Source organism: Halomonas sp. KM-1, assembly GCF_000246875.1.
GTDB lineage: Bacteria > Pseudomonadota > Gammaproteobacteria > Pseudomonadales > Halomonadaceae > Halomonas > Halomonas aerodenitrificans.
Window position 1 is genome coordinate 1 of record NZ_BAEU01000161.1, and the last position, 20766, is coordinate 20766.

Sequence of the window (20766 nt, forward strand, 5' to 3'; positions counted from 1 at the left end):
CCGGCCCTAGCCGAGCTAGCGGCGCGTTACTTGGAGCACGCAAACTCAGCACCTATCAATGTTGCCCTACGTGAGAGGCCCGAGGCCGAGGGAACTCTGGCATCATGATGGTGAGAAGATGAGGGTTAATGTGAGGGACAAGGTGAAGCGGTGGGAGTTGCCGAAATGAATGACATGATCGAACGAGCGGCACTGTTCAGCAGGGCCGCCCATCAAGCCGTGGGGCAGCGACGCAAGTACACCGGCGAGCCCTACTGGCAGCACCCGGCGACCGTGGCAGAGATGGTGGCGGCCGTGGAGGCGGCGACAGCGGAGATGATCGCCGCCGCCCACCTGCACGACGTGCTCGAGGATACCGCCGTGACGGCGCTGGACATCGAGGAGTGCTTCGGCCAGCGCGTCGCCGTCCTGGTTCAGGAGCTGACGGATCAATTCATCGATCCGGAGATCGGCAACCGCGCTCACCGCAAGGCGCTGGAGCGCGACAGGCTGGCTCAGATCTCCCCAGAAGCACAGACCATCAAGTACGCCGACCTGATCGACAACACCACCAGCATCGTCGCGCGAGACCGCGGCTTCGCCCGGGTCTACCTGGCCGAGAAGCGCCGGCTGCTGGAAGTGATGACAGCGGGAGACCAGGTGCTGAGGTGCCAAGCATGGAGCGCGCTAACAGAAGGTGAAGCAAGGATTCGCGGAGCTGCACGATAGCCCGGGAAAGACTGCATAAATGCAAGAGCGACCTTGAAAAAAGTTACCGATCGGTAATTTTTACGCAAATCGAGCCTTGAATCACCACGAGAATTACCGATCGGTAATCTCCTCATTGCGAATCCGTAAATCCATGCCTAGAATTACCGAACGGTAATTACACGCGGATTTGCCATGCCGACCACCGACTCCTCGCCCTCCCAGGCCGCCACCATTCGCCACAGCGAAGACCTCGGCAAGCTAGTGCGTCAGCTGCGTGCCGAGCAGGGGCTGTTGCAGATCGACCTGGCCGGCCTCGCCGGCACCGGCAATCGCTTCATCGTCGACCTGGAGCGGGGCAAGCCGACACTGCAATTGCAGAAGGTGTTGGATGTACTCGACCTGATGGGGCTCGAGGTGGTGGTGCGGCGCAAGGGTGGCAATCGCCATGGCGAGTGACGATACCCTGGAGCTTTACCACGGCGACAGGCATGTCGGCCGGCTGCATGACGCACAACCGCTGCGCTTCGAGTATGCCTCCGCTTGGCTGGAGCATCCTGAAGCGGTGAGTCTCTCACCCACCCTGCCCCTCTCGCAGCAGGTGCACGTAGGCGATGCGGCACTGGCCTATTTCGAGAACCTGCTGCCGGAAGGCGACCTGCGTCATCACCTCGAGCTTCGCCACCACACCACTACCGTATTCGGACTGCTGAAAGCCATCGGCGGAGACACGGCCAGCGGCTTCACCCTGTTGCCGCCAGGAGAGACACCCGCTCCGCCGCACTATCGGCCCATCAGTTGGGAAGCGCTAGCGGAACACCTGCGGCACAGGGAACGGGGGCCTCTGCTCTCGCAGCAGGGCGAAGAGGCGCGGATCTCGCTGGCCGGCGCTCAGAACAAATTACTGCTGATGGTGCAGGCAGACGGAAGCCCCGCCATCCCGGAAGGATCTGCCCCTTCCAGCCATATCCTCAAGCCGGATATCCAAGGCCTGCGAGGCGTATGGGCCAGCGCCATCAACGAGACCTTCTGCATGCAGCTGGCCGCTGAACTCGGGCTCGAAGTCGCCGAAGCCAGCTACCAGCCCGACACCCGCGCCTGCCTCGTGCGCCGATACGACCGAGCGCCCGATGAACAGGGCCGGCTGCGTCGCCTGCACCAGCTCGACTTCTGTCAGCTTGCCGGTACCCCCTCGCTGATCAAGTATGAAAGCGACGGTGGCCCTAACCTGGCGCGCTGTCGTGAGCTCATGCAGCAGGTGGGAGCACCGGCCAAGGACTTGCAGCGCCTGATCGCCTGGCTCTTCTTCAACCTGCTGATCGGCAACAACGACAGCCATGCCAAGAACCTCGCCATCCTCTACACCGAGGAAGGCCCCCGGCTGGCACCGTTCTATGACCTGATGAGCACCACGCTCTATAGCGGCCTCGCACGCCGCTTCGCGTTTCGCATCAATGGTGAGGATCGCCCCGGCAGCATCGAACGCTCGCACCTCGAAGCCCTGGCACGCTCGATGCGCTTCCAGCCGCGCTACTTCGTCAAGCAAGGCCTCGAACTCGCCGAACGCATGCCGGCAGCCATCGACGCTACCCTCGCCACCCTGAGCGCCGAGGCCCAGCAAGGCACCGAGCAAACGCTGTTGGAGAGGCTACAGCAACGCCTGTTGAGCAACTGCCACAAGCTGCCGGAGCGGTGGGCAGTCGGGGGCGGTTGAGTGGACCATGGCGGCCCTCAGTGCAGCGCCTACACTATCCGGTAAGGGCGCGAGCAGGCCCAAGGCTCCGCTGCAAACAAAAATTCTATTCACCCTCATTGCCACGGGCAAATATTCTGCCTGAAAGCATAGTTATGGCGGCTTTATCTTAATTTTCAGCAGGTAGCCGATTTTCTGGGAAGTGCTGATAAACTCCGCCCATGACAGGCTCTGCACGCGGCGGAGCTTTCCATTTTCCATCGGCTGGGAGACCTTCATGGCCCGCAAAATCATCGTTCTTGGTGCCGGCATGGTCGGCGTATCTGTGGCCTGGCATCTGGTGCGTCGCGGTCATGACGTCACGCTGGTGGACCGCCGCGAACCGGGTCTCGAGACCTCCTTCGGCAATGCCGGCATCATCCAGCGCGAGGCGGTGCGCCCCTACGCCTTCCCCCGCGATATCGCCACCCTGCTGCGAGTGGTGCCCAACCGCCAGGTGGACATCCGCTACCGCCCCACCGGCATGCTGAGCGCGGCGGGCCCGCTGCTGGACTACTGGCTGAACTCGAGCGGTAAGCGCTACGAGCGCATCGTTACCGAGTGGGCCTCGCTGATCATGCGCTGCCAGGATGCCCACGCGCCGATGATCGAGGCCGCCGGCGCCGAGGCGCTGGTGCGCAAGGGCGGCTGGCTGGAGCTTTACCGCACCCAGAAGGAGTTCGAGGAGCGCCAGAAAGAAGCCCAGGAGAACCTCGAGCGGTTCGGGGTCGAGTTTGAAGCGCTGGACGCCGAGGCGCTCTACGCCAAGGAGCCGCACCTGGCTAAGGGACTGGTCGGGGCAATCCACTGGACGCAGCCCTGGATGGTCTCGGACCCGGGCGGCCTGGTGCAGGCCTATGCCCGCAGCTTTGCCGCACAGGGCGGCCAGGTGAAGCAGGCAAGCGTCGAGGACGTGCTCCAGGTAGAGGGCGGCTGGCGAGTCAATACCAGCGAAGGCCCCATGGAAGCAGAGCAGGTGGTAGTAGCCCTGGGCCCCTGGGCCGGAGAACTGCTGGGAAGGCTGGGCATGAAAGTGCCGCTGTTCGTGAAGCGCGGCTACCACATGCACTACTCCGCCGAAGGCGAAGCCAAGCTCAACCACTGGGTGATGGACGCCGAGAAAGGCTTCCTGCTCGAACCGATGCGCGCCGGCATTCGCCTGACCACCGGCGCCGAGCTGGCCGACCTGGAATCGCCGCCCCAGTACAAGCAGCTGGCCGCCGCCGAGAAGGTGGCACGCAAGCTGTTCCCGCTGGGCAAGCGTCGCGACAGCCAGCCCTGGAAAGGCGCCCGCCCCTGCCTGCCCGACATGAAGCCGGTGATCGGCCCCGCCCCCAACAAGGAAGGGCTGTGGCTCGCCTTCGGCCACGGCCATCAGGGCTTTACCCTCGGCCCGGCCACCGGTGAGCTGCTCGCCCAAATGATGGATGGCGAAGAGCCCGCGGTGGATATGGCTCCGTTTCGGGTTGATCGATTCTGAAGCTGAGATCACTACTCCACTACGCAAACGGGCGCCCTTGAGGCGCCCGCTTTTTATAAACAATGGCTGGTGGTGGATCGCCAGCACATTAGCTCTGTAAGATATTTCTCCCCCAGCCGTAAGCGATTTCTCAAATTCTCACCCAGCGGTAGCCACGGCGCCAAATCTAGCGATAATCGATAACCGCACCATGGGCATGGGGCAGAAGGGAAGAAACCATGGATCTTGCGAAGGTTGGCGACAAGGTAACTTGCTCCTGCAAGGGTGGGCCGCATCGCATCGTTTCCGGTGCAAGCACTGCCAAGGTAGATGGCATTCCCGTCGCCAGAGTCGGCGACAAGAGTTCGTGTGGCGCCAGCATTACCTCCGGCGTGGCGTGGTATCCAATCGAGGGGTCAGCCGCAGCCATTAATGGCAGCGCTACTTCCTGTGGCGGTTACGTCGAAGCGGCTTCTACCATAGCCACCGGCTCCCCCACTGGAGCAAGCTCACAAGCAGCAGGCTCACTAGCACGTACACGTTCGCTTAGGGTGCCCGGGAATCAAAATGACTCAATCGGGACCTCGTTTGCCGAGAGCTCCCCAGAAGCTGAATATGATTATGTAGCTTCTGAAACCGAAATAACCATGAATCAGCCTGCCTACCTTCCAGTCGAAGGCATTGGTGTTAATGGCGGCTATATCTTTCGAGTTCATGTGACGATTAGAAACAACACTCTTCAGCTATCGGCACGTGGTGGAGCAATCGCAGCACAAGTTCCAGGCGGTGGTAAGGCCATTCTAGGCATGCGCGCCGATCTCATGGATGGCGCCCAGTTACTGGAATCGGCAGTGCTTCAGAATGACGGAATCAATGCTTGGCCAGATGAACCTCTATATAGACCGGTCGGCCACGCCTCCTTTTCCTTACCCGAACCACAGCCTGGCAAGACGCTTTCTCTTTACCTCGAAGGGACCTTCCAGTACCAGACCAGCGCAGGATCAGCAGCACCGATGCCACCCAGCACAAGCAAGACGATTTCCATTCAGGTAGTTGAGAAACAGCATGCTCCGTAAATTATTTTTTGTCATTTCGCTGACTATTCTCCTCACGGCCTGCCAGGAAGGTAGAGGCAATGATATCGCTAGAGATTCCATCGAGCTTCAAAGGAAAGCCAGCGAAGAAACTGCTCTCGGCATTGCGGAAAGAAACAATGAGAGACTAGAAAAAGCGAAAATTCTTATCGAGCAGGCGCTCGAGGCCGATCCCGGGAATCACTTCGCGCTGATAAACAGAGCCCAAATTGCCATCTATCAGGGAAATTACGAGTTTGCTCTAAACACAGTGGAGCGAGCTTATGCCATCGCACCGAGCAACGACTCTCTTCCCCTTTTTCGCTGCATGCTGATAGAAGAAGTCAAGAGTAATGAAAGCGCGAGGGAGTGCTACTCAGCAGTCGAGGAAAGTTACGCCGAGCGGCACGAAGCAGATGGAGAGATCCCCGCCAACTGGGTGGGCGCGGCTGTCCTTGCCAACAGCTATGCTGCTGCTGAGCTGATTGAAACATACCTAGAGCAGGAAGCAGAAAAGGGAGAGCTAGCAAGCCATATGGCCGAGACGACCATAAGCTCACTTGTAGATGGCAGTTATGTAGACCAAGTCCTGATGCGAGAACACTGAACAATGCCGTGCTTTACTTTACAGCCCAGGGAAACAGTTGGCCATGATCAAACCAGCATCACTAAACGAGCTTTTTTCTCTGCTAAATGAAATGACTTTGGCAAAGCATGGAGAAAATGCTTTTTCGCCATCCAAGAATTTTCAGCTAACGGAACACATTCTAATTATTTCTTACCTTTCATCGTTGCTAGTCCTTGTTGCGCTGATATTCTATACAAGAGAATTCGACACTCCACCCCAAGTCGACAAGGCAACTTTCCTCCTTTACATTACCAACATTGGATTATCCATCGCATACTTACTTACCATCATTATCGGCATTACCCAAATCTTATGGAAACAACGCAAAAATCCTTACTCCTCCATCATGCAGCGACTGAATTATGGGCTACACGGTGATTTACCCTTTCTTTCTCAACTACAGAAATTCGACATCGCCACCCTAAAATATGCACTGATCCAGTATCGTCAAAGCTGGGGGATCTCGGAAAATCGTGTCTCCTTACTCGCTGGCAACCTCCGAAAGCTAGGACTTTTCCCTGCGCTAGCAGCCGCCTCCATCTCCGCATCTACATTGATGAAGGAAGGCACTAGTTTTCCGCTCTGGCTACCGATAATTTTGGCTGCTATATTTTCTATTATCGGCTTCATCGCTCTAGGCCAGCGAGAGAGGCCGCAGCAGGTAATTGAGCTACTCGAATACGCAATAGAAACTTCAAAGGGGATTGACATCGCTGAGACAGGCGGAGATAAAGCCAAGGAGTTCAACTATCAGCAACGCTCGGCCACGGAGGCTTAATTTTTAAAAGGAAGCGGCCCTAGCAAGGGCCGCAACATCAAAGGGGCATCCTGGTCTAGATCGCCTTCCAGAATGGCCCCTAAAGCGACGATGAAGGAGCCCAGGAAAACGGCAGAAAATACTGCTTAACTATAGGGAGCCCACGGGGGCATGTGTCAGGCGAATACCATCACTGTACACCTCTGCTAAGCGAGCCTAAACCACCAGCATAATTTACGAAACAGGAATGCTTGATAAAACAATTCGCATCCTCTAGGGTGGATCGGAGAGAGAATGCTGCAGCCTACTCAGCCACCTGCACAAATAAAACTTTTCTTATACAAATGTCGAAACGTCTTTTAAACGAGACTTTATTATGGCAGATCACGTAGACATTGCTACTAGATCAAAAATTATGAGAGGAGTGAAATCGAAGAATACGTCCCCCGAGGTATCAGTACGACGTTATCTTCATTGCCATGGCTATAGGTTTAGGTTGCATAGAAAAGATTTACCAGGGAAGCCAGATTTGATTCTTCCAAAATATCGCCTGGCAATATTTATACATGGCTGCTTCTGGCATCGCCATGAAGAGTGCTTTTACTCATCTACCCCTAAGACAAGAACCGAGTTCTGGATTAATAAATTCAAGAAAAATAAAGAAAGAGATAGCTTTCAGCAGAAAAAGCTGATCGATATGGGGTGGAGAGTTTTAATTATTTGGCAATGCGGCATTAGACACGAAAGAAAGTCCCTAAGTTCGATTTTTGAAAAAATAGAATCTAATGAAACATTTTCAGAGTGGCCCGAATCAGCGCCAAAGCCAGCCAAGTAAATTCTATTTTCAGCCATAGAAATATAGCAAAGAATTGTTTAAACACCAAGAACCACTAACTTTATGCGCAGCGCGATTACTTTATCACTAGCCAGCTTACGAATAGCGAGATTGAATTTATTCAGCTTTTATACTGGCAATTATCTCATCTAGCAAATCGATAAGAAAAGGCTCTATAACATCAAAATCAACAGCTAACTGCCTTGCATCAATAGTATAGTAATAACCATCATGCTTGTCCAAATTACCACGCTCAGAAATATCGTTAATGATTTTTTTGTATGATTTCTTTTTTTCTCTATCCTTATAGAGAAAATTGACCTTGTTATTCAAAAAAGAACTAAAGGATGAGTCGCCTTTATAGCCAGCCAATTTAGATAGTGTCTCAAAAAAAGCCCAAGCACCTACAGAAACCAGTACCGGATGAGTGATAAGCGATACTGTGCACAAAGATTCGTAAAGCTGACTTAATTTATTCGACCTTAAGAAATAAATTCGCTCTTCAACAAACTTAGATTTCTCGATTTTTGTAATTTTTTTAGGCTTCTTTACATCCCCGAAAGCCCCGCCATCATAAGCAGCCGGAGTTGAGTTAGTAGCCTCACCACTATTTGCAGCCGCATTAGTACTGGTAACCCCATTGTCATTTGGTCGTACTGAAGTGTTATTTCCACCCGGGGTAATGGTGCCAAAATCTTCTTGACTGCTATTCTCAATCAGATTTTGTTGCTGACTATCAATTAGCTCTGTACCATTTTCTTTAAGGCTATCTCTTAGCTTTCTATTTTGTCTTCTATAGGCCGTAGCATAGTTTTTTAATTTACTTTTTATCGCCTCAAAAACCTCTGAGTTAGGGTCAATGTCAGTCTTTTTAGTATTCCAAGGCAAGTCGTCAGCGGCCCCTGTAAAAAAAACCCACCCAACGAAACCATAATACTCAGGGTGCCACCTTTTTGCCCATCCGAAACTTTCTTCAATGCATGCCTTTTTAATAACTCGATCATTGCAAACAAAATACCACCCATACTCACTTGTTAATTCTTTGTTTTCTATTGGTAAGTCAGGACTAGCTGGGTCCTTGAACAGGTACTTTTCATGAAGCCCCGCCTCTATTTTAACCACAACATCACCGGGAACACTGCTAATTATATCCCGCTGAACCTCTATTGTTTTAAATTTTTTTACGCTTGGGCACAAAGGCTTGACGGGAATATTGTTATATTTTATCACCAAACCTTTTTTTATAAAAACACCATATCTAACTCCAATTTCCTCTATGATTTCCGTCTGCCAAGAGATAGATTCTAGAATTTCTCTATTGGCGGATTCAGTAAGATCCGATATAACAACTTGTGTGAAAGATTCGTTCGACTGATCAGTAAGTTTTTTAGCGTAGATAGGCATCCCAGAGTCAATTAGGTCTTCTGAAGAGAAAATCAATCTGTAGGCATTTCCTTCGTAGGAAGTACTAATTGAATACGTTTTACCAATTTTTAAAAGGGCTCTCTTTAGACCGACGCCAAAGCTTCCTATAGAAAGCCTTTCCCTTGGCAACTTCCCTATGACCAGAAGTCTATTTTCAATCTCTTCTGGCGAGATGCCGAAACACGTATCTTCTACATAGAACGAATTATTCTTTAACCCGACGCTTATCTCATAGCCACTGTAATCTACTGGCAATCCAGTGTGATCAACTCGACCAGATGACGAAACAATTGCACGGCGTGCGGAATCTATACTGTTATCTATTAAGTCTAATATGCACTCCCTGCAATTAATATCCCTAGTGATAATCGTATGCGCGTAGTCTATCTCAAAGCCTGAGCTGACTAGAATTTCATCCCTAGCTTCCACTGCACACCTCTTATACTAAATTAGAGTTTATAACTTTTCTTTTAGCTTTCCCAGTATAGCTTTAGAGAGAACAGGAGAAACGCTATTGCCAATCATTCGAAAACTGTGATGTTTAGTAGGGTGGAATAAAAACCAATCAGGGAATCCTTGAAGCCTCGCAGCCTCTCTCACTGTAATAACTCTAGGCTCAAAAGGATGAATTGGCCTCATAGCCTGAAAATTGCCTCGGTCACTACCTGTACCCGCGCGCAATGTCGGGCATAAACCATCCCAACTTAGTCTTGGGTAGCGGCTAATCTTTTCAGTTTCTCCCGGCAAAGTCATATTAAACCTCTTCACAACTTGTTGACTATGGGAGGTTTCAAACAAGCCAGAAACATAGCCCTGCTTCAGCATATCAATTGCTAATGGCGAGCCCAATCGTTCGGGTGGTAAGCTCTTCATTGCATTAGCATAAGGGCTCGTATGACACTCTCTGTATTTACCCCAGCCATATGAATTCGTTTTCTTACCTTGCTTTATAGGGGAGGGGAGATCAGAAATAGCATGCTTAACATTAACTTTTTCATACGACTCACCAAGTAAATCGCCATCATCAATTTCCGACATTTCATTGGGGTCATAACCTACTAGTATGACGCGTTTACGAGACGTAGCCGCTCCGAAATCTTTCGCATCAACGACAAGAGGTCCAATAATTTTATAAAACCCTTCTAAAATTCCTAATGAATTTTCTACGCTCTCATAATTATTGTTGTCTAACAACCCCAGAACATTCTCCATCACAAAGAATTTTGGGCGAATTATATTTATGGTCCTAAAAAAATGGTGTATTAACTGCCGCCTGGGATCATTAATATTTCGCCTCCCAATTCTACTAAATCCTTGACAAGGGGGGCCGCCTATAACCCCATCAACTTTTATTTTTCCTAATAAATAATCCCAAGCATAAGCCCCCATATCGCTTAAATCACTTAGGACAGTTGTAGTAGAAGGAAAATTGACCCTATAGGAAGACTGCAGCTTTTCTTCTATATCGATAGCAACACTAGTCTCAAACCCTGCCAGCTCTGCACCTAAACCAAAACCACCACAACCAGCAAACAAATCTATGACAGTTGGTTTGTTAGTTTTCATCAATTTCTACCAAAATTCTCAAACCTCTCATAATAGCACTGGCTCTCTCTATTGTCCACAAGATAAGAATGCAAAAAATTATCAATGGGGGCTTATAAACATTCAAGACATTATTTGAGCAAATGATGGAAACTGCCTATAATAGCTTTGAAAAGTCCTTATCTGCTCCTCTTCAAGATCAAATCCTAGCTCCCTAACCATCTCTCTTGTCAGAGTTCCTTGACAAGGAAGTTGGGATTGCAACAAAGAAGTTTCTCGAAGTGTCAAATTCGGTGCTATAACTGGCTGTTGGATGTTGCATTCCCAAGACTCACCGCTCAATACCCCTTCAGCAGTTATTACTGCCCCTTTCGATGGTAATATTCCACCAACAGTAATCATAGGCGCAGAGTCTTTGTATATAATTCTAAATGAAGGAAGAAAACCTCCTGGTCGGCTGATGTCAGCCGCTATCGCCTTAATGAACTTAAGTGAATAATCTGCAAGTGTTTCTTGCATCCTAGGTCCTTTACATGATCTTTTGGTTAGGTCATCTGGAACTGAAGCTCCAAATAACTCACGTAACCGCTGCGGTCTATCTGGAGCCGCCCCATAATTAGACTCATGCCCGTTAAAGGTAATAATAACTATGCTATTAGCAGGCGCTTTTTCCACAAGTGACCTTAAGTCCTCTTGGAGAGATTCATTAAATTCCATATCATAGTCAAGCCAAACAAACCACGGACGCCCTTTAATCAGATCATCCTCATATAGGGTTGGGAGAACCTGATTGGTAAGACCCTTAAAAACCCTTACAGTAGCATATGGAGAATTAAACTTTGCTCGATGATAACCTATTTCGCTAGCCTCAATAGAAACCATATCATTAACACGCAATAGTTTATGCGCTATGATAAAATCGCTAAACCATATTGAACCTAAACCAATATAAACAAGCTCGTCAAGATTCAAGTGCCCTTGTAAAAAGCGTACTCCCTCGAAGATGATTTGCCTTTGAATACTTTTGCTTGGCCTCAAGCTGTAGTTGACCATATTGAAGGATGACATCACTCCTCCCCCATCAGGTCGTCATAAGTATAATCGAACGTTTTAATACCTACCTCCCTGTAAGGCATATTAATATTTCCAAGCTCTTTTGCCAGCTTCTTTAGCTTAGATACAGGTACAGCGTAATTTATATTAGCAATACGCTCAGCAGGGGTTGGGATTAACTTTGGTAGAGTAACAGTCGGTCTTTTTTGGATTGAGTATACTGGTATGGCTGTAGCTTCCGCCTCTTTCTTCTTTGCTTCCTCCATTGATTGTTTTCTCTGATTGGTGTAGTCAATCCACATTCTTGTGACTTCGCGTAAACGTGGCCGAGCTCTCCTAAAGACTTCTGATGATGTATCCACACTTCGCTTCGTCGTTGTCAACGGCAAAGCAGAAGCTTTTTCAGAAGTAAATAAAACAAGCCCTATAAACCCTGAGTACTGTCTGTGCCACCTAGGCCATCCCTCAGTTCCCCAACCAGAAACTTCAGTTTTATCGGCTGCTAGGACAATCCTGCCATTGCATATAACGTACCAACCAAACCTACGGTCACTTTCGTCGTTCTCGTCCGGCTCACTTGTTTCAGGCGGGGGCGCTGCCATACCTCCAATTACTTCTATCAAAACTCTGTCACCTTCAGCGCTATCTTCATACTCTATGCGCATCGGTTCAAAATCATCACTTTGTCTAAGTTCAATCTTCCATCCTGAAATCACTTCCCCATTTAAAGTTATCTTTATCCCTCTGTTAATATGCAAGGAATAGTCTCTTGAAATAATTCTTCGTAAATTTTGTAGAAAAGCCGGGCTATCGAAAGACGACTCAGCACCCGGCGTCAAGTTTTTGACAATAATCTCGACCCCATCTTGCTCAAGAGCCTCATCATCCAATATTTCAAAGTCCCAAGGTAGCCGATCATCGACCACCCACTCATTAACTTTTATGGGAACAGTAAAAGATTCTTTTTCTTCTAGCGTGGGTGAGTGAGTGCTTCTTATCAAAATATCTTCACCTAATTTAAACACCGCCCGCTTCATACCGATACCATAAACACCTATACTATAATTGTTATGGGTTTCCGGCATGTTTCTCCCGAAACTAAAAGCTTCTTTTTCCGCATCTTCTAAGCTCATTCCACCACAGTTATCTTTGATAGAAAAAAACTCTTATTAGCCTTAATCTCTATTGTATATTCTGACAAATCAGCCCCATCTGCCAGCCCCATAGGCTGACTTCCTTCTGATTTCCAGGCTCCATCTACACTATTATCTATCAAGTCCAGTATACAATCTTCAAGCGTTATATCTCTTGTCAGCATTTTAACAAAAAAAGATTTTGTTGGGTTTGCCAAAGCTCTACTATTCATTGCCATCCCAATAATAAATGAATTTACATGACCGCCAATCCGGCTTTCTCAACTAGTAAGAAGCGGCATTCTTGAGGCGCAGATATAACTTCTGAAGAGTTGATTTTTTCTAGGGTACTACTTAGCAACGCACGCTACCGCCCGGGGATGACATCCTTTCCCTGCGACAGCCCTGTCTGCGTTGTACTACCTGTTCTATCGGCAGTCGTCTCGGCGACCTTAACCTGAGTAAACAAAACCCTGTAACGAAATGCAAAGAAAAAGGGCTTACCAAATGGTAAGCCCTTGATCTCGGTCAGCTTAGCTGTGTCAGGCATTCTGCCTAGGCGCGCCTCACTCCCACTCGATCGTCGCGGGTGGCTTGCTGCTGACGTCATAGGTCACGCGGGAGACGCCGCGGATCTCGTTGATGATGCGGTTGGAGACTTTCTCCAGCAGCTCATACGGCAGGTGGGCCCAGCGTGCGGTCATGAAGTCGATGGTTTCCACGGCGCGCAGGGCGATGACCCATTCGTAGCGGCGGCCGTCGCCGACCACGCCGACTGATTTGACCGGCAGGAACACGGCGAAGGCTTGGCTGGTCTTGTGGTACCAGTCGGCGTTGTGCAGTTCCTCGATGAAGATGGCGTCGGCTTCGCGCAGGATGTCGGCGTACTCCTTCTTCACTTCGCCGAGAATGCGCACGCCCAGGCCCGGCCCCGGAAAGGGGTGGCGGTACACCATGTCGTAGGGCAGGCCGAGTTCCAGGCCGAGCTTGCGCACTTCGTCCTTGAACAGCTCGCGCAGCGGTTCGACCAGCTGCAGCTTCATGGTTTCGGGCAGGCCGCCGACGTTGTGGTGCGACTTGATCACGTGGGCCTTGCCGGTCTTGCTGGCGGCGGATTCGATCACGTCGGGGTAGATGGTGCCCTGGGCCAGGAAGTCGACGCCTTCGATCTTGCTGGCTTCCTCATCGAACACGTCGATGAAGGTGTTGCCGATGATCTTGCGCTTGGCTTCCGGGTCGTTCTCCCCTTTCAGCTTGGAGAGGAACAGCTCTTCCGCGTCCACGCGGATCACTTTCACGCCCATATGGCGGGCGAAGGTCTCCATCACCTGGTCGCCTTCGTTCTTGCGCAGCAGGCCGTTATCCACGAATACGCAGGTGAGCTGGTCGCCGATGGCCTTGTGCAGCAGCGCCGCCACCACCGAGGAGTCCACACCGCCGGAGAGGCCGAGCAGCACGTGGCGGTCGCCTACCTGGTCGCGCACGCGGGCGATCTGGTCTTCGATGATGCGCGCCGGGGTCCACAGCTTCTCGGAACCGCACACGCCGACCACGAAGTGCTCGAGGATGCGCTGGCCTTGCAGGGTGTGGGTCACCTCGGGGTGGAACTGCACGGCGTAGAAGCGCTTCTCCGGCCAGGTCATGGCGGCCACGGGGCAGCTGGGGGTGGAGGCGGTCACGGTGAACTGCTCAGGGGCGCGGGCCACCTTGTCGCCGTGGCTCATCCACACGTCGAGCAGCGCCTTGCCGTCGTGGTCCACGTGGTCCTTGATGTCGCGGAACAGGTCGTCGTCGCTGTCGATCTTGACCTGGGCGTAGCCGAACTCCTGCTTGTCGGAGCCTTCCACGGCGCCGCCGAGCTGCACCGCCATGGTCTGCATGCCGTAGCAGATACCCAGCACCGGCAGGCCCATCTCGAACACGCACTGCGGCGCGCGGGGCGAGCCGGAAGCCACGGTGGATTCCGGTCCGCCGGAGAGGATGATGCCGTTGGGGGCGTATTCGCGGATCTCTTCCTCGGTGATGTCGTAGGCACGCACTTCGGAGTACACGCCGATCTCGCGCACGCGGCGGGCGATCAGCTGGGTGTACTGGGAGCCGAAGTCGAGGATGAGGATCTTGTGGGCGTGAATGTCGGTCATCGGGTCGTCTCTACTGGCAGCGTATGGCGGCGGGCCAAGGGCAAGGCGTCTGAAAAGCGTGCGGCGGGATGATACCCGCCGCGTTTGTTTCTTTCGAGCTGGCGGTTAGCCAGCCCGATAATTGGGCGCTTCTTTCGTGATTTGCACATCATGCACGTGCGATTCGGCAAAGCCGGCGCCGGTGATCTGCACGAACTCCGGCTTGGTGCGCATCTCCTGGATGTTGCTGCAGCCGGTGTAGCCCATGGAGGCACGCAGGCCGCCCATCAGCTGGTGCACGATGGCGCTCATCACGCCCTTGTAGGGCACACGGCCTTCGATGCCTTCCGGCACCAGCTTCTCGGCACCGGCGTCCTTGTCCTGGAAGTAGCGGTCGGCGCTGCCCTGGCTCTGGGCCATGGCGCCCATGGAGCCCATGCCGCGGTAGGCCTTGTAGGTACGGCCCTGGAACAGCTCTACCTCACCCGGGGCTTCCTCGGTGCCGGCCAGCAGGCCGCCCACCATGATCGCGCTGGCGCCGGCGGCAATGGCCTTGGCCAGGTCGCCGGAGTAGCGTACGCCGCCGTCGGCGATCAGCGGAATGTCGTACTCCTTGAGCGCTTCGGCCACGTTGGAAACCGCGGTGATCTGCGGTACGCCCACGCCTGCCACCACGCGGGTGGTGCAGATGGAGCCGGGGCCGATGCCCACCTTGACGCCGTCGGCGCCGGCTTCGGCCAGGGCACGCGCGGCGGCGGCGGTGGCAATGTTGCCGCCGATCACCTGGATCTGCGGGAAGTGCTCCTTGACCCAGGCCACGCGGTCGATCACGCCCTTGGAGTGGCCGTGGGCGGTGTCGACGATGATCACGTCGACCCCGGCTTCCACCAGCGCGGCGACGCGATCGGGAGTTTCCGGGCCGGTGCCCACCGCGGCGCCCACCAGCAAACGGCCGTCGGCGTCCTTGGCGGCGTTGGGGAAGGTGCGTGCCTTCTCGATGTCCTGGAAGGTGACCAGGCCGCGCAGGTGGAAGGCGTCGTCCACCACCAGCATCTTCTCGACCCGGTGTTCCTGCATCTTGGCCTTGATCACGTCGAGGCCGGTGTTCTCGGCCACCGTCACCAGCCGCTCACGTGGGGTCATGATGTCGGAAACGCTGTCGCCGTGGTTGGGCTGGAAGCGCATGTCGCGCTCGGTCACGATCCCCACCAGGGTTTCGCCCTCTACCACCGGGAAGCCGGAGAAGCCGTATTCCTGCGCCATGGCCAGCAGGTCTTCGAGCTTGGCCTTGGGCCCGACGGTGACCGGGTCCTTGACGATCACGCTCTCGTGCTTCTTGACCTTGCGCACCTCGGCGGCCTGAGCGGTAACGCTCATGTTCTTGTGGATGATGCCGATGCCGCCTTCCTGAGCCATGGCGATGGCCAGGCGGGCTTCGGTCACGGTATCCATGGCGGCGGAGACGAGGGGGATGTTGAGGTAGAGGTCGCGAGTCAGGCGGGTCCGCAGGCTGACGTCCTTGGGCAGGACTTCCGAGTAGCCGGGTACGAGTAATACGTCGTCGAACGTAAGAGCTTCTTGGGCCATACGTAGCATAGTCGGCAACACCCAGTGCTGGTGGGGGAGTGGGGAAAAGTTAATCGACCATTATAGCGCCCGGGCCAAGGCACGGGCAATGCGGGTCGGGGTTTCGGCAGGGCTGCCGCCCATCGCCCTTTCCTAATTACTCTTCGAAACAGTCCGAAACCTAATCTGACTTACAGCGGCAAGAACGTGATCTAGTTTGAGAAGTGCACGACGGGTCCACTCAAGGAAAGGAGTGACGGAAAATGAACTGGGATCAGATCGAAGGCAAGTGGAAAGAAATGAAAGGTAAGGCCCGCACCAGTTGGGGTGAGCTTACCGACGATGAGCTGGATCAGGTCGGCGGCAAGAAGGATGAACTGATCGGCAAGATCCAGCATCGATATGGCCTGGAGCGCGAGGAAGCGGAACGCCAGGTCGACGACTGGGCCAACAAGCTCTGAGCAAAGCTCAAGCCTTTACCCAGCGAAGCAAAGCAAATCCAAGGTCTAAGGACAGGTCAAGGAGAGTGAAAATGCAGAAGCGTGCACTGACTATCGCAGTAGCGGCCATCGCCGGTGGCCTCGCCTTCGGAACCCAAGCCGTTGCACAGGACGACCCGCAAGCGGCACAGGGCCTCTATTCCGCCAATGACATCATCGGCGCCGACGTCTACCACGCCGATGACCCCGATGAGGAAGTCGGCAACGTCGAGAACATCCTGCTGGATGACGAAGGTCAGGTCAGCGCTCTGATCGTGAACGCAGGCGGCCTGTGGGGCATGGGTGGCGACGACGTGGTGGTCGGTATCGAGCACTTCACCATGGAAACCGACCGCAACGACGACGGTATCTTCGGTCAGGATCAGGTGACCCACCGCATCTTGGTCGACGCCAGCGAGGATGAGCTCGAGAACTTCCCCGAGTATGACGAGCAGTGGTTCGACGATGAGCGTGATCGCCGTGCCGACGAGCGTGGTGACCAGGAAGGCGCATGGCAGACCACCGGCACGACCGGCACCGGCGCCGTGGGCGACGATGGCGACACCGCCTTCCGTGACGGTGAAGCCGACGGCGACACCGTGGGTGCCACCGATGGCGTGAACGACAACGGCGACGACGATGCCGAATACACCGACGAGGATGTCGTCGACGATTTCGATTGATACATCGCTGTTCGAACGAAGTACCCCTCCCATGACGCTACTTGCGCCGGGCTCGCCCCGGCGCTTTTTCGTGCCCGCCACCATGCCAGCGCGGTTTCGCCATGCTAGCCTTGGTGGCTCATTGATTGGCTCAGGAACGCCGGCCCATGCCCCCGCCTACCGATAGCGCCCTTTCCGTCACCGAAGTGAACCGACGCGCTCGCGCACTGCTCGAGCAGGGTATCGGTGAGGTGTGGGTCGAGGGCGAGCTTTCCGGGGTCTCGCGCCCGGCCTCGGGGCATGTTTACTTCACCCTCAAGGACAGCTCGGCCCAGCTGCGCTGCGCGCTGTTCCGCAACCGCGCCCGCTTCGTCGCCGCCCCCATGCGCGACGGAGACCGGGTGCGGGTGCGCGGTCGGGTGTCGCTGTTCGAGCCCCGTGGCGACTATCAGCTGATCGCCGAGGCGGTGCAGCAGGCCGGCGAAGGCGAGCTGTTGCTGGCGTTGGAGCGGCTCAAGCAGCGCTTGGCCGCCGAAGGGGTGTTCGCCAATGCCCGCCCCCTGCCCTACCCGCCGCGGCATCTGCTGGTGCTGTCCTCGCCCACCGGCGCCGCCATCCGCGACGTGCTGGCGGTACTCCAGGCGCGCTGGCCCCAGGCCAAGGTCACCTTGATTGCGGTGCCGGTACAGGGCCGCGAGGCGGCGCCGGCGCTGATCGCCGCTCTGGGGCTGCTCAATCGCCAACAGGCGCTGGACCCGAACCAGGACGTGATCCTGATCACCCGTGGCGGTGGCAGCTTGGAGGACTTGTGGGCGTTCAACGACGAGCACTTGGCGCGGGCGATCTTCCATTCGCGTCTGCCGGTGATGTCGGCGGTGGGCCACGAGGTCGACACCACCCTCTCGGATCTGGCCGCCGACGTGCGCGCACCCACCCCTTCCGCCGCCGCCGAGATGCTGGTGCCGGACCGCCGTGAGCTGGCACGCCGCCTGACCGGGCTGGAGCGCCAGCTGCAGCGCGCCATGCAGGCGCGGCTGGAGCGGGAAGGCCAGCGTCTCGACCACCTACGCGCCCGCCTGCGCCACCCCGGCGAGGTGCTGGGCCAGAAGCGGCGCACGTTGATGGAGCTGGATGCCCGCCTGCGGCGTGCGCTGCAGGTTCGCCTGGCCACCGAGCGGCGTCAGTTGGCCCATCTGCAACGACGGCTCAGCGCCTGCCACCCTCAGCGTGAGTTGGCACGCGGCGAGCAGCGCCTGAGCCGTGCCCAGGCCCGCCTCGAACAGGCCATGCAGCGGGAAGTGGCGCGCCAGCGCGAGCGTCTGGTCGGCCTGGCGCGTCAGCTGCAGGCAGTCAGCCCGCTGGCGGTGCTGGGGCGCGGCTATGCCATCCTGCAGGACGAACAGGGCCAGGTGGTGCGGCGGGCAGACGATACCCAGCCCGGCCAGGCGCTGACCGCAAGACTGGGCGAAGGACGCTTGCAGGTGGAAGTGAAGCGGCGTCTGAAGTGACGAAAAAAGCTGAAGAAAAAAGCTGACGAAAGCAGACGAAAGCGCCCGACGCGGCAGGCGTCGGGCGCTTTCTTTACAACTAACGAAGTCAGGCAACAAGACCGGCTTCACTCGGGCTTGAAGGTACTCGGTTCGAGCTCGTGGCGTGCCAGCAGCTTGTAGAAGTCGGTGCGGTTGCGCCCGGCGATGCGTGCCGCCTGGGTCACGTTGCCCTCGGTGATCTTGAGTACCTTGACTAGGTAGCTGCGCTCGAACCCGGCGCGGGCGTCATTGAAGGTCGGCAGCGCGCTGTCTTCGGCGGCCAGCGCCTGGGCCACCAGGGCCTCGGGAATCATCGGTGAGCGGGTCAGCGCCACGCACTGCTCCACCACGTTGACCAGCTGACGCACGTTGCCCGGCCAAGCGCTGGTGGCCAGCAGGTTGAGCGCTTCCGGCGAAAACCCTTTGACGAACGGCTTGTGCCGCTCTGCCGCCTGGGCCACCAGATGCCGCGCCAGCAGCGGCACGTCTTCGGCGCGATCCTTCAGCGCCGGCAGCTTGAGGTTGACCACGTTGAGGCGATAGAAGAAGTCCTCGCGGAACTCGCCCTGATGCATGGCCTGGCTCAGGTCGCGGTGGGTGGCGGAGAGAATGCGCACGTTGACCGGGATCGACTGGGTCGAGCCCAGCGGGCGGATCTGGCGTTCCTGCAGCGCGCGCAGCAGTTTGACCTGCAGCGGCAGCGGCATGTCGCCGATCTCGTCGAGGAACAGGGTGCCACCCTCAGCGGCCTGGAACAGGCCCTTGTGATCGCTCACCGCGCCGGTGAAGGCGCCCTTGGCATGGCCGAACAGCTCGCTTTCCAGCAGCTGCTCGGGCAGCGCGCCGCAGTTGATCGCCACGAACGGCTTGCTGGCCCGCGGGCTGGCGTCGTGAATGGCTCGCGCCAGCAGCTCCTTGCCCGAACCGGAAGGACCGGTGATCAGCACGCTGACGTCGGAAGAGGCCACCATGCGCGCCTGCTCCAGCACCCGCTCCATCTCCGGGCTGCGGGTGATGATGCTGGCACGCCAGGCGTCGCTCTCGGCGCTGCTGCCGGCCGGGGTGTGAGCCAGGGCCTCGTCGATGGCGCTGAACAGCTTGTCGCGGTCCACCGGCTTGGTCAGGAAGCTGAACACTCCCTGCTGAGTGGCGTTCACAGCGTCGGGGATGGAGCCGTGGGCGGTCAGGATGATCACCGGCAGGCCCGGCACCTCACGCTGGATCGCCTGGAACAGCGCCATGCCGTCCATCTCGTCCATGCGCAGGTCGGAGAGCACGATGTCGGGGCGCTCGGCTTCCAGCTTGCGCAGCGCCTCGGGGCCGCTCTCCGCCGTGGTGACCCGATAGCCACGGCTCTCCAGGCGCATCCCCAGCAGACGCAACAGGCTAACGTCGTCATCGACCAGCAGAACGTGGGCAGCGGCTGACTTCGCACCCGAAGTACGTGCCACTGACCTGCGAGCCTCACTCTTGCGTGTATCGGACAATCGAGCCGCTTCCATCACGTCTGTTCTCCCTTATCGCCCAAAAAGCGCTCAGGGCGATTGTTGTCTCAAGTTCATGTTCTGCTCGATGGCAGTCAGCGCCTCGAGCTTCTCGGAGAGCTCGGCATTCTCGCGCTGCAGGTTCGCCAGTTGCCCCCGGGCGTTGTCCCGGTGGCCGGCCAGCGAACGCCGGCCCTCGAGTTCGTTGCGCCAGTAGCGCAGCAGCGGTTGCAGATCTTCCGGTGCAGCGGCGGTGTACTCCTGATAGATCGTTGCCGCCTCGCGCCACTCGCGTTCGCTGCCCCAGGCCAGGGCCACGGCACGCGCCAGCTCACGTTCGGCCTCGCTCCTGCCGGCAGCGGATTCGACCTCCGTGACGGCCTGGTTGCGCCATTCGTTGTCGCCCCGCTGCGAGGCCAGGCCGAAGGCCACCCAGTTGGGCAGCAGACAGGCCTCGTCGGCAAAGGTGGGCTGTAAAGAGCATTCCGCCGCTTCCGGCGTCTCTTCCGGCTCCGTACCCAGCATGGCGTGCTCAGGCAGCAGTTCGCAGCCGCTCAGCAGGGCCGCCACGCCACCCGCCACGAGCACCTTGCTCATGT

20 protein-coding genes are annotated in these 20766 nt (G+C 55.7%); 11 read left to right on the plus strand and 9 right to left on the minus strand.

The features are described from left to right. Positions 1 to 165 precede the first annotated feature (165 nt). From B8115_RS21965 to B8115_RS22000, 8 genes are all read left to right on the plus strand, one after another. Positions 166 to 708, plus strand: coding sequence for an HD domain-containing protein (locus tag B8115_RS21965; RefSeq protein WP_010630024.1), 543 nt, complete (start codon positions 166 to 168; stop codon positions 706 to 708). A 174-nt stretch (positions 709 to 882) separates the two neighbouring features. After that, complete coding sequence (locus B8115_RS21970; RefSeq protein ID WP_010630025.1) at positions 883 to 1146, plus strand: helix-turn-helix transcriptional regulator; 264 nt, start codon at positions 883 to 885, stop codon at positions 1144 to 1146. Next, complete coding sequence (locus B8115_RS21975) at positions 1136 to 2401, plus strand: type II toxin-antitoxin system HipA family toxin (protein ID WP_010630026.1); 1266 nt, start codon at positions 1136 to 1138, stop codon at positions 2399 to 2401. Before B8115_RS21970 ends, B8115_RS21975 begins: the two co-directional genes overlap by 11 nt. Before the next feature lie 256 nt (positions 2402 to 2657). After that, positions 2658 to 3899 (plus strand): FAD-binding oxidoreductase, encoded by a 1242-nt coding sequence (locus B8115_RS21980; protein ID WP_010630027.1) that lies wholly within the window; start codon positions 2658 to 2660, stop codon positions 3897 to 3899. A 218-nt stretch (positions 3900 to 4117) separates the two neighbouring features. Further along, positions 4118 to 4954: a PAAR domain-containing protein gene (locus B8115_RS21985; protein WP_083861918.1), complete on the plus strand. Its 837-nt coding sequence runs from the start codon at positions 4118 to 4120 to the stop codon at positions 4952 to 4954. Then, positions 4944 to 5558 (plus strand): hypothetical protein, encoded by a 615-nt coding sequence (locus B8115_RS21990; RefSeq protein ID WP_010630028.1) that lies wholly within the window; start codon positions 4944 to 4946, stop codon positions 5556 to 5558. Before B8115_RS21985 ends, B8115_RS21990 begins: the two co-directional genes overlap by 11 nt. A 43-nt stretch (positions 5559 to 5601) precedes the next feature. Continuing rightward, entirely contained in the window at positions 5602 to 6357 is a 756-nt protein-coding gene (locus B8115_RS21995; protein ID WP_141638687.1) for a hypothetical protein, read from the plus strand. Positions 6358 to 6712: 355 nt separating this feature from the next. Next, entirely contained in the window at positions 6713 to 7171 is a 459-nt protein-coding gene (locus B8115_RS22000; RefSeq protein WP_010630030.1) for a very short patch repair endonuclease, read from the plus strand. Between the two features lie 117 nt (positions 7172 to 7288). Here the strand turns inward: B8115_RS22000 and B8115_RS22005 are convergent, their stop codons facing one another. The 7 genes from B8115_RS22005 to guaB form a co-directional block, all read right to left on the minus strand. Beyond that, a complete protein-coding gene (locus B8115_RS22005) occupies positions 7289 to 9025 on the minus strand; it encodes an ATP-binding protein (RefSeq protein ID WP_010630031.1) in 1737 nt (578 codons plus the stop codon). 27 nt (positions 9026 to 9052) lie between these two features. Continuing rightward, positions 9053 to 10162, minus strand: coding sequence for a DNA cytosine methyltransferase (locus B8115_RS22010; protein ID WP_010630032.1), 1110 nt, complete (start codon positions 10160 to 10162; stop codon positions 9053 to 9055). A gap of 102 nt (positions 10163 to 10264) precedes the next feature. Continuing rightward, on the minus strand, positions 10265 to 11209 hold the full coding sequence (locus B8115_RS22015; RefSeq protein WP_051004695.1) for an O-methyltransferase: 945 nt from the start codon (positions 11207 to 11209) through the stop codon (positions 10265 to 10267). Next, positions 11209 to 12327 carry an ATP-binding protein gene (locus B8115_RS22020; RefSeq protein WP_202949119.1) on the minus strand — a complete coding sequence of 373 codons (1119 nt, stop codon included), beginning with the start codon at positions 12325 to 12327 and terminating at the stop codon, positions 11209 to 11211. Before B8115_RS22020 ends, B8115_RS22015 begins: the two co-directional genes overlap by 1 nt. Then, on the minus strand, positions 12324 to 12560 hold the full coding sequence (locus B8115_RS23840) for a hypothetical protein (RefSeq protein WP_202949120.1): 237 nt from the start codon (positions 12558 to 12560) through the stop codon (positions 12324 to 12326). Before B8115_RS23840 ends, B8115_RS22020 begins: the two co-directional genes overlap by 4 nt. 333 nt (positions 12561 to 12893) lie before the next feature. Further along, positions 12894 to 14468 carry a glutamine-hydrolyzing GMP synthase gene (gene guaA / locus B8115_RS22025; protein ID WP_010630033.1) on the minus strand — a complete coding sequence of 525 codons (1575 nt, stop codon included), beginning with the start codon at positions 14466 to 14468 and terminating at the stop codon, positions 12894 to 12896. A gap of 105 nt (positions 14469 to 14573) precedes the next feature. Then, on the minus strand, positions 14574 to 16043 hold the full coding sequence (gene guaB / locus B8115_RS22030) for an IMP dehydrogenase (RefSeq protein WP_010630034.1): 1470 nt from the start codon (positions 16041 to 16043) through the stop codon (positions 14574 to 14576). A gap of 233 nt (positions 16044 to 16276) precedes the next feature. On the opposite strand from guaB, the gene B8115_RS22035 reads away from it, so the two are divergent. From B8115_RS22035 to xseA, 3 genes are all read left to right on the plus strand, one after another. Continuing rightward, positions 16277 to 16474, plus strand: a complete 198-nt coding sequence (locus tag B8115_RS22035; protein ID WP_010630035.1) for a CsbD family protein — start codon at positions 16277 to 16279, stop codon at positions 16472 to 16474. A gap of 71 nt (positions 16475 to 16545) precedes the next feature. Continuing rightward, positions 16546 to 17175, plus strand: coding sequence for a PRC-barrel domain-containing protein (locus tag B8115_RS22040; protein WP_010630036.1), 630 nt, complete (start codon positions 16546 to 16548; stop codon positions 17173 to 17175). Positions 17176 to 17321: 146 nt separating this feature from the next. Then, entirely contained in the window at positions 17322 to 18662 is a 1341-nt protein-coding gene (gene xseA, locus B8115_RS22045; RefSeq protein ID WP_010630037.1) for an exodeoxyribonuclease VII large subunit, read from the plus strand. Between the two features lie 107 nt (positions 18663 to 18769). On the opposite strand, the gene glrR is transcribed toward xseA, so the two are convergent. Together glrR and B8115_RS22055 are read right to left on the minus strand one after the other, a co-directional pair. Then, entirely contained in the window at positions 18770 to 20134 is a 1365-nt protein-coding gene (gene glrR / locus B8115_RS22050) for a two-component system response regulator GlrR (RefSeq protein WP_010630038.1), read from the minus strand. Between the two features lie 84 nt (positions 20135 to 20218). Then, positions 20219 to 20764, minus strand: a complete 546-nt coding sequence (locus B8115_RS22055; RefSeq protein WP_010630039.1) for a hypothetical protein — start codon at positions 20762 to 20764, stop codon at positions 20219 to 20221. Positions 20765 to 20766: the final 2 nt, after the last annotated feature.

Bases quoted from the DNA above. Each gene is read 5' to 3' on its own strand.
- B8115_RS21965 (WP_010630024.1), top strand. From the start codon at position 166: ATGAATGACATGATCGAACGAGCGGCACTGTTCAGCAGGGCCGCCCAT.
- B8115_RS21970 (WP_010630025.1), top strand. From the start codon at position 883: ATGCCGACCACCGACTCCTCGCCCTCCCAGGCCGCCACCATTCGCCAC.
- B8115_RS21975 (WP_010630026.1), top strand. From the start codon at position 1,136: ATGGCGAGTGACGATACCCTGGAGCTTTACCACGGCGACAGGCATGTC.
- B8115_RS21980 (WP_010630027.1), top strand. From the start codon at position 2,658: ATGGCCCGCAAAATCATCGTTCTTGGTGCCGGCATGGTCGGCGTATCT.
- B8115_RS21985 (WP_083861918.1), top strand. From the start codon at position 4,118: ATGGATCTTGCGAAGGTTGGCGACAAGGTAACTTGCTCCTGCAAGGGT.
- B8115_RS21990 (WP_010630028.1), top strand. From the start codon at position 4,944: ATGCTCCGTAAATTATTTTTTGTCATTTCGCTGACTATTCTCCTCACG.
- B8115_RS21995 (WP_141638687.1), top strand. From the start codon at position 5,602: ATGATCAAACCAGCATCACTAAACGAGCTTTTTTCTCTGCTAAATGAA.
- B8115_RS22000 (WP_010630030.1), top strand. From the start codon at position 6,713: ATGGCAGATCACGTAGACATTGCTACTAGATCAAAAATTATGAGAGGA.
- B8115_RS22010 (WP_010630032.1), bottom strand. From the start codon at position 10,162: ATGAAAACTAACAAACCAACTGTCATAGATTTGTTTGCTGGTTGTGGT.
- B8115_RS22015 (WP_051004695.1), bottom strand. From the start codon at position 11,209: ATGTCATCCTTCAATATGGTCAACTACAGCTTGAGGCCAAGCAAAAGT.
- B8115_RS22020 (WP_202949119.1), bottom strand. From the start codon at position 12,327: ATGAGCTTAGAAGATGCGGAAAAAGAAGCTTTTAGTTTCGGGAGAAAC.
- B8115_RS23840 (WP_202949120.1), bottom strand. From the start codon at position 12,560: ATGAATAGTAGAGCTTTGGCAAACCCAACAAAATCTTTTTTTGTTAAA.
- guaA (WP_010630033.1), bottom strand. From the start codon at position 14,468: ATGACCGACATTCACGCCCACAAGATCCTCATCCTCGACTTCGGCTCC.
- guaB (WP_010630034.1), bottom strand. From the start codon at position 16,043: ATGCTACGTATGGCCCAAGAAGCTCTTACGTTCGACGACGTATTACTC.
- B8115_RS22035 (WP_010630035.1), top strand. From the start codon at position 16,277: ATGAACTGGGATCAGATCGAAGGCAAGTGGAAAGAAATGAAAGGTAAG.
- B8115_RS22040 (WP_010630036.1), top strand. From the start codon at position 16,546: ATGCAGAAGCGTGCACTGACTATCGCAGTAGCGGCCATCGCCGGTGGC.
- xseA (WP_010630037.1), top strand. From the start codon at position 17,322: ATGCCCCCGCCTACCGATAGCGCCCTTTCCGTCACCGAAGTGAACCGA.
- B8115_RS22055 (WP_010630039.1), bottom strand. From the start codon at position 20,764: ATGAGCAAGGTGCTCGTGGCGGGTGGCGTGGCGGCCCTGCTGAGCGGC.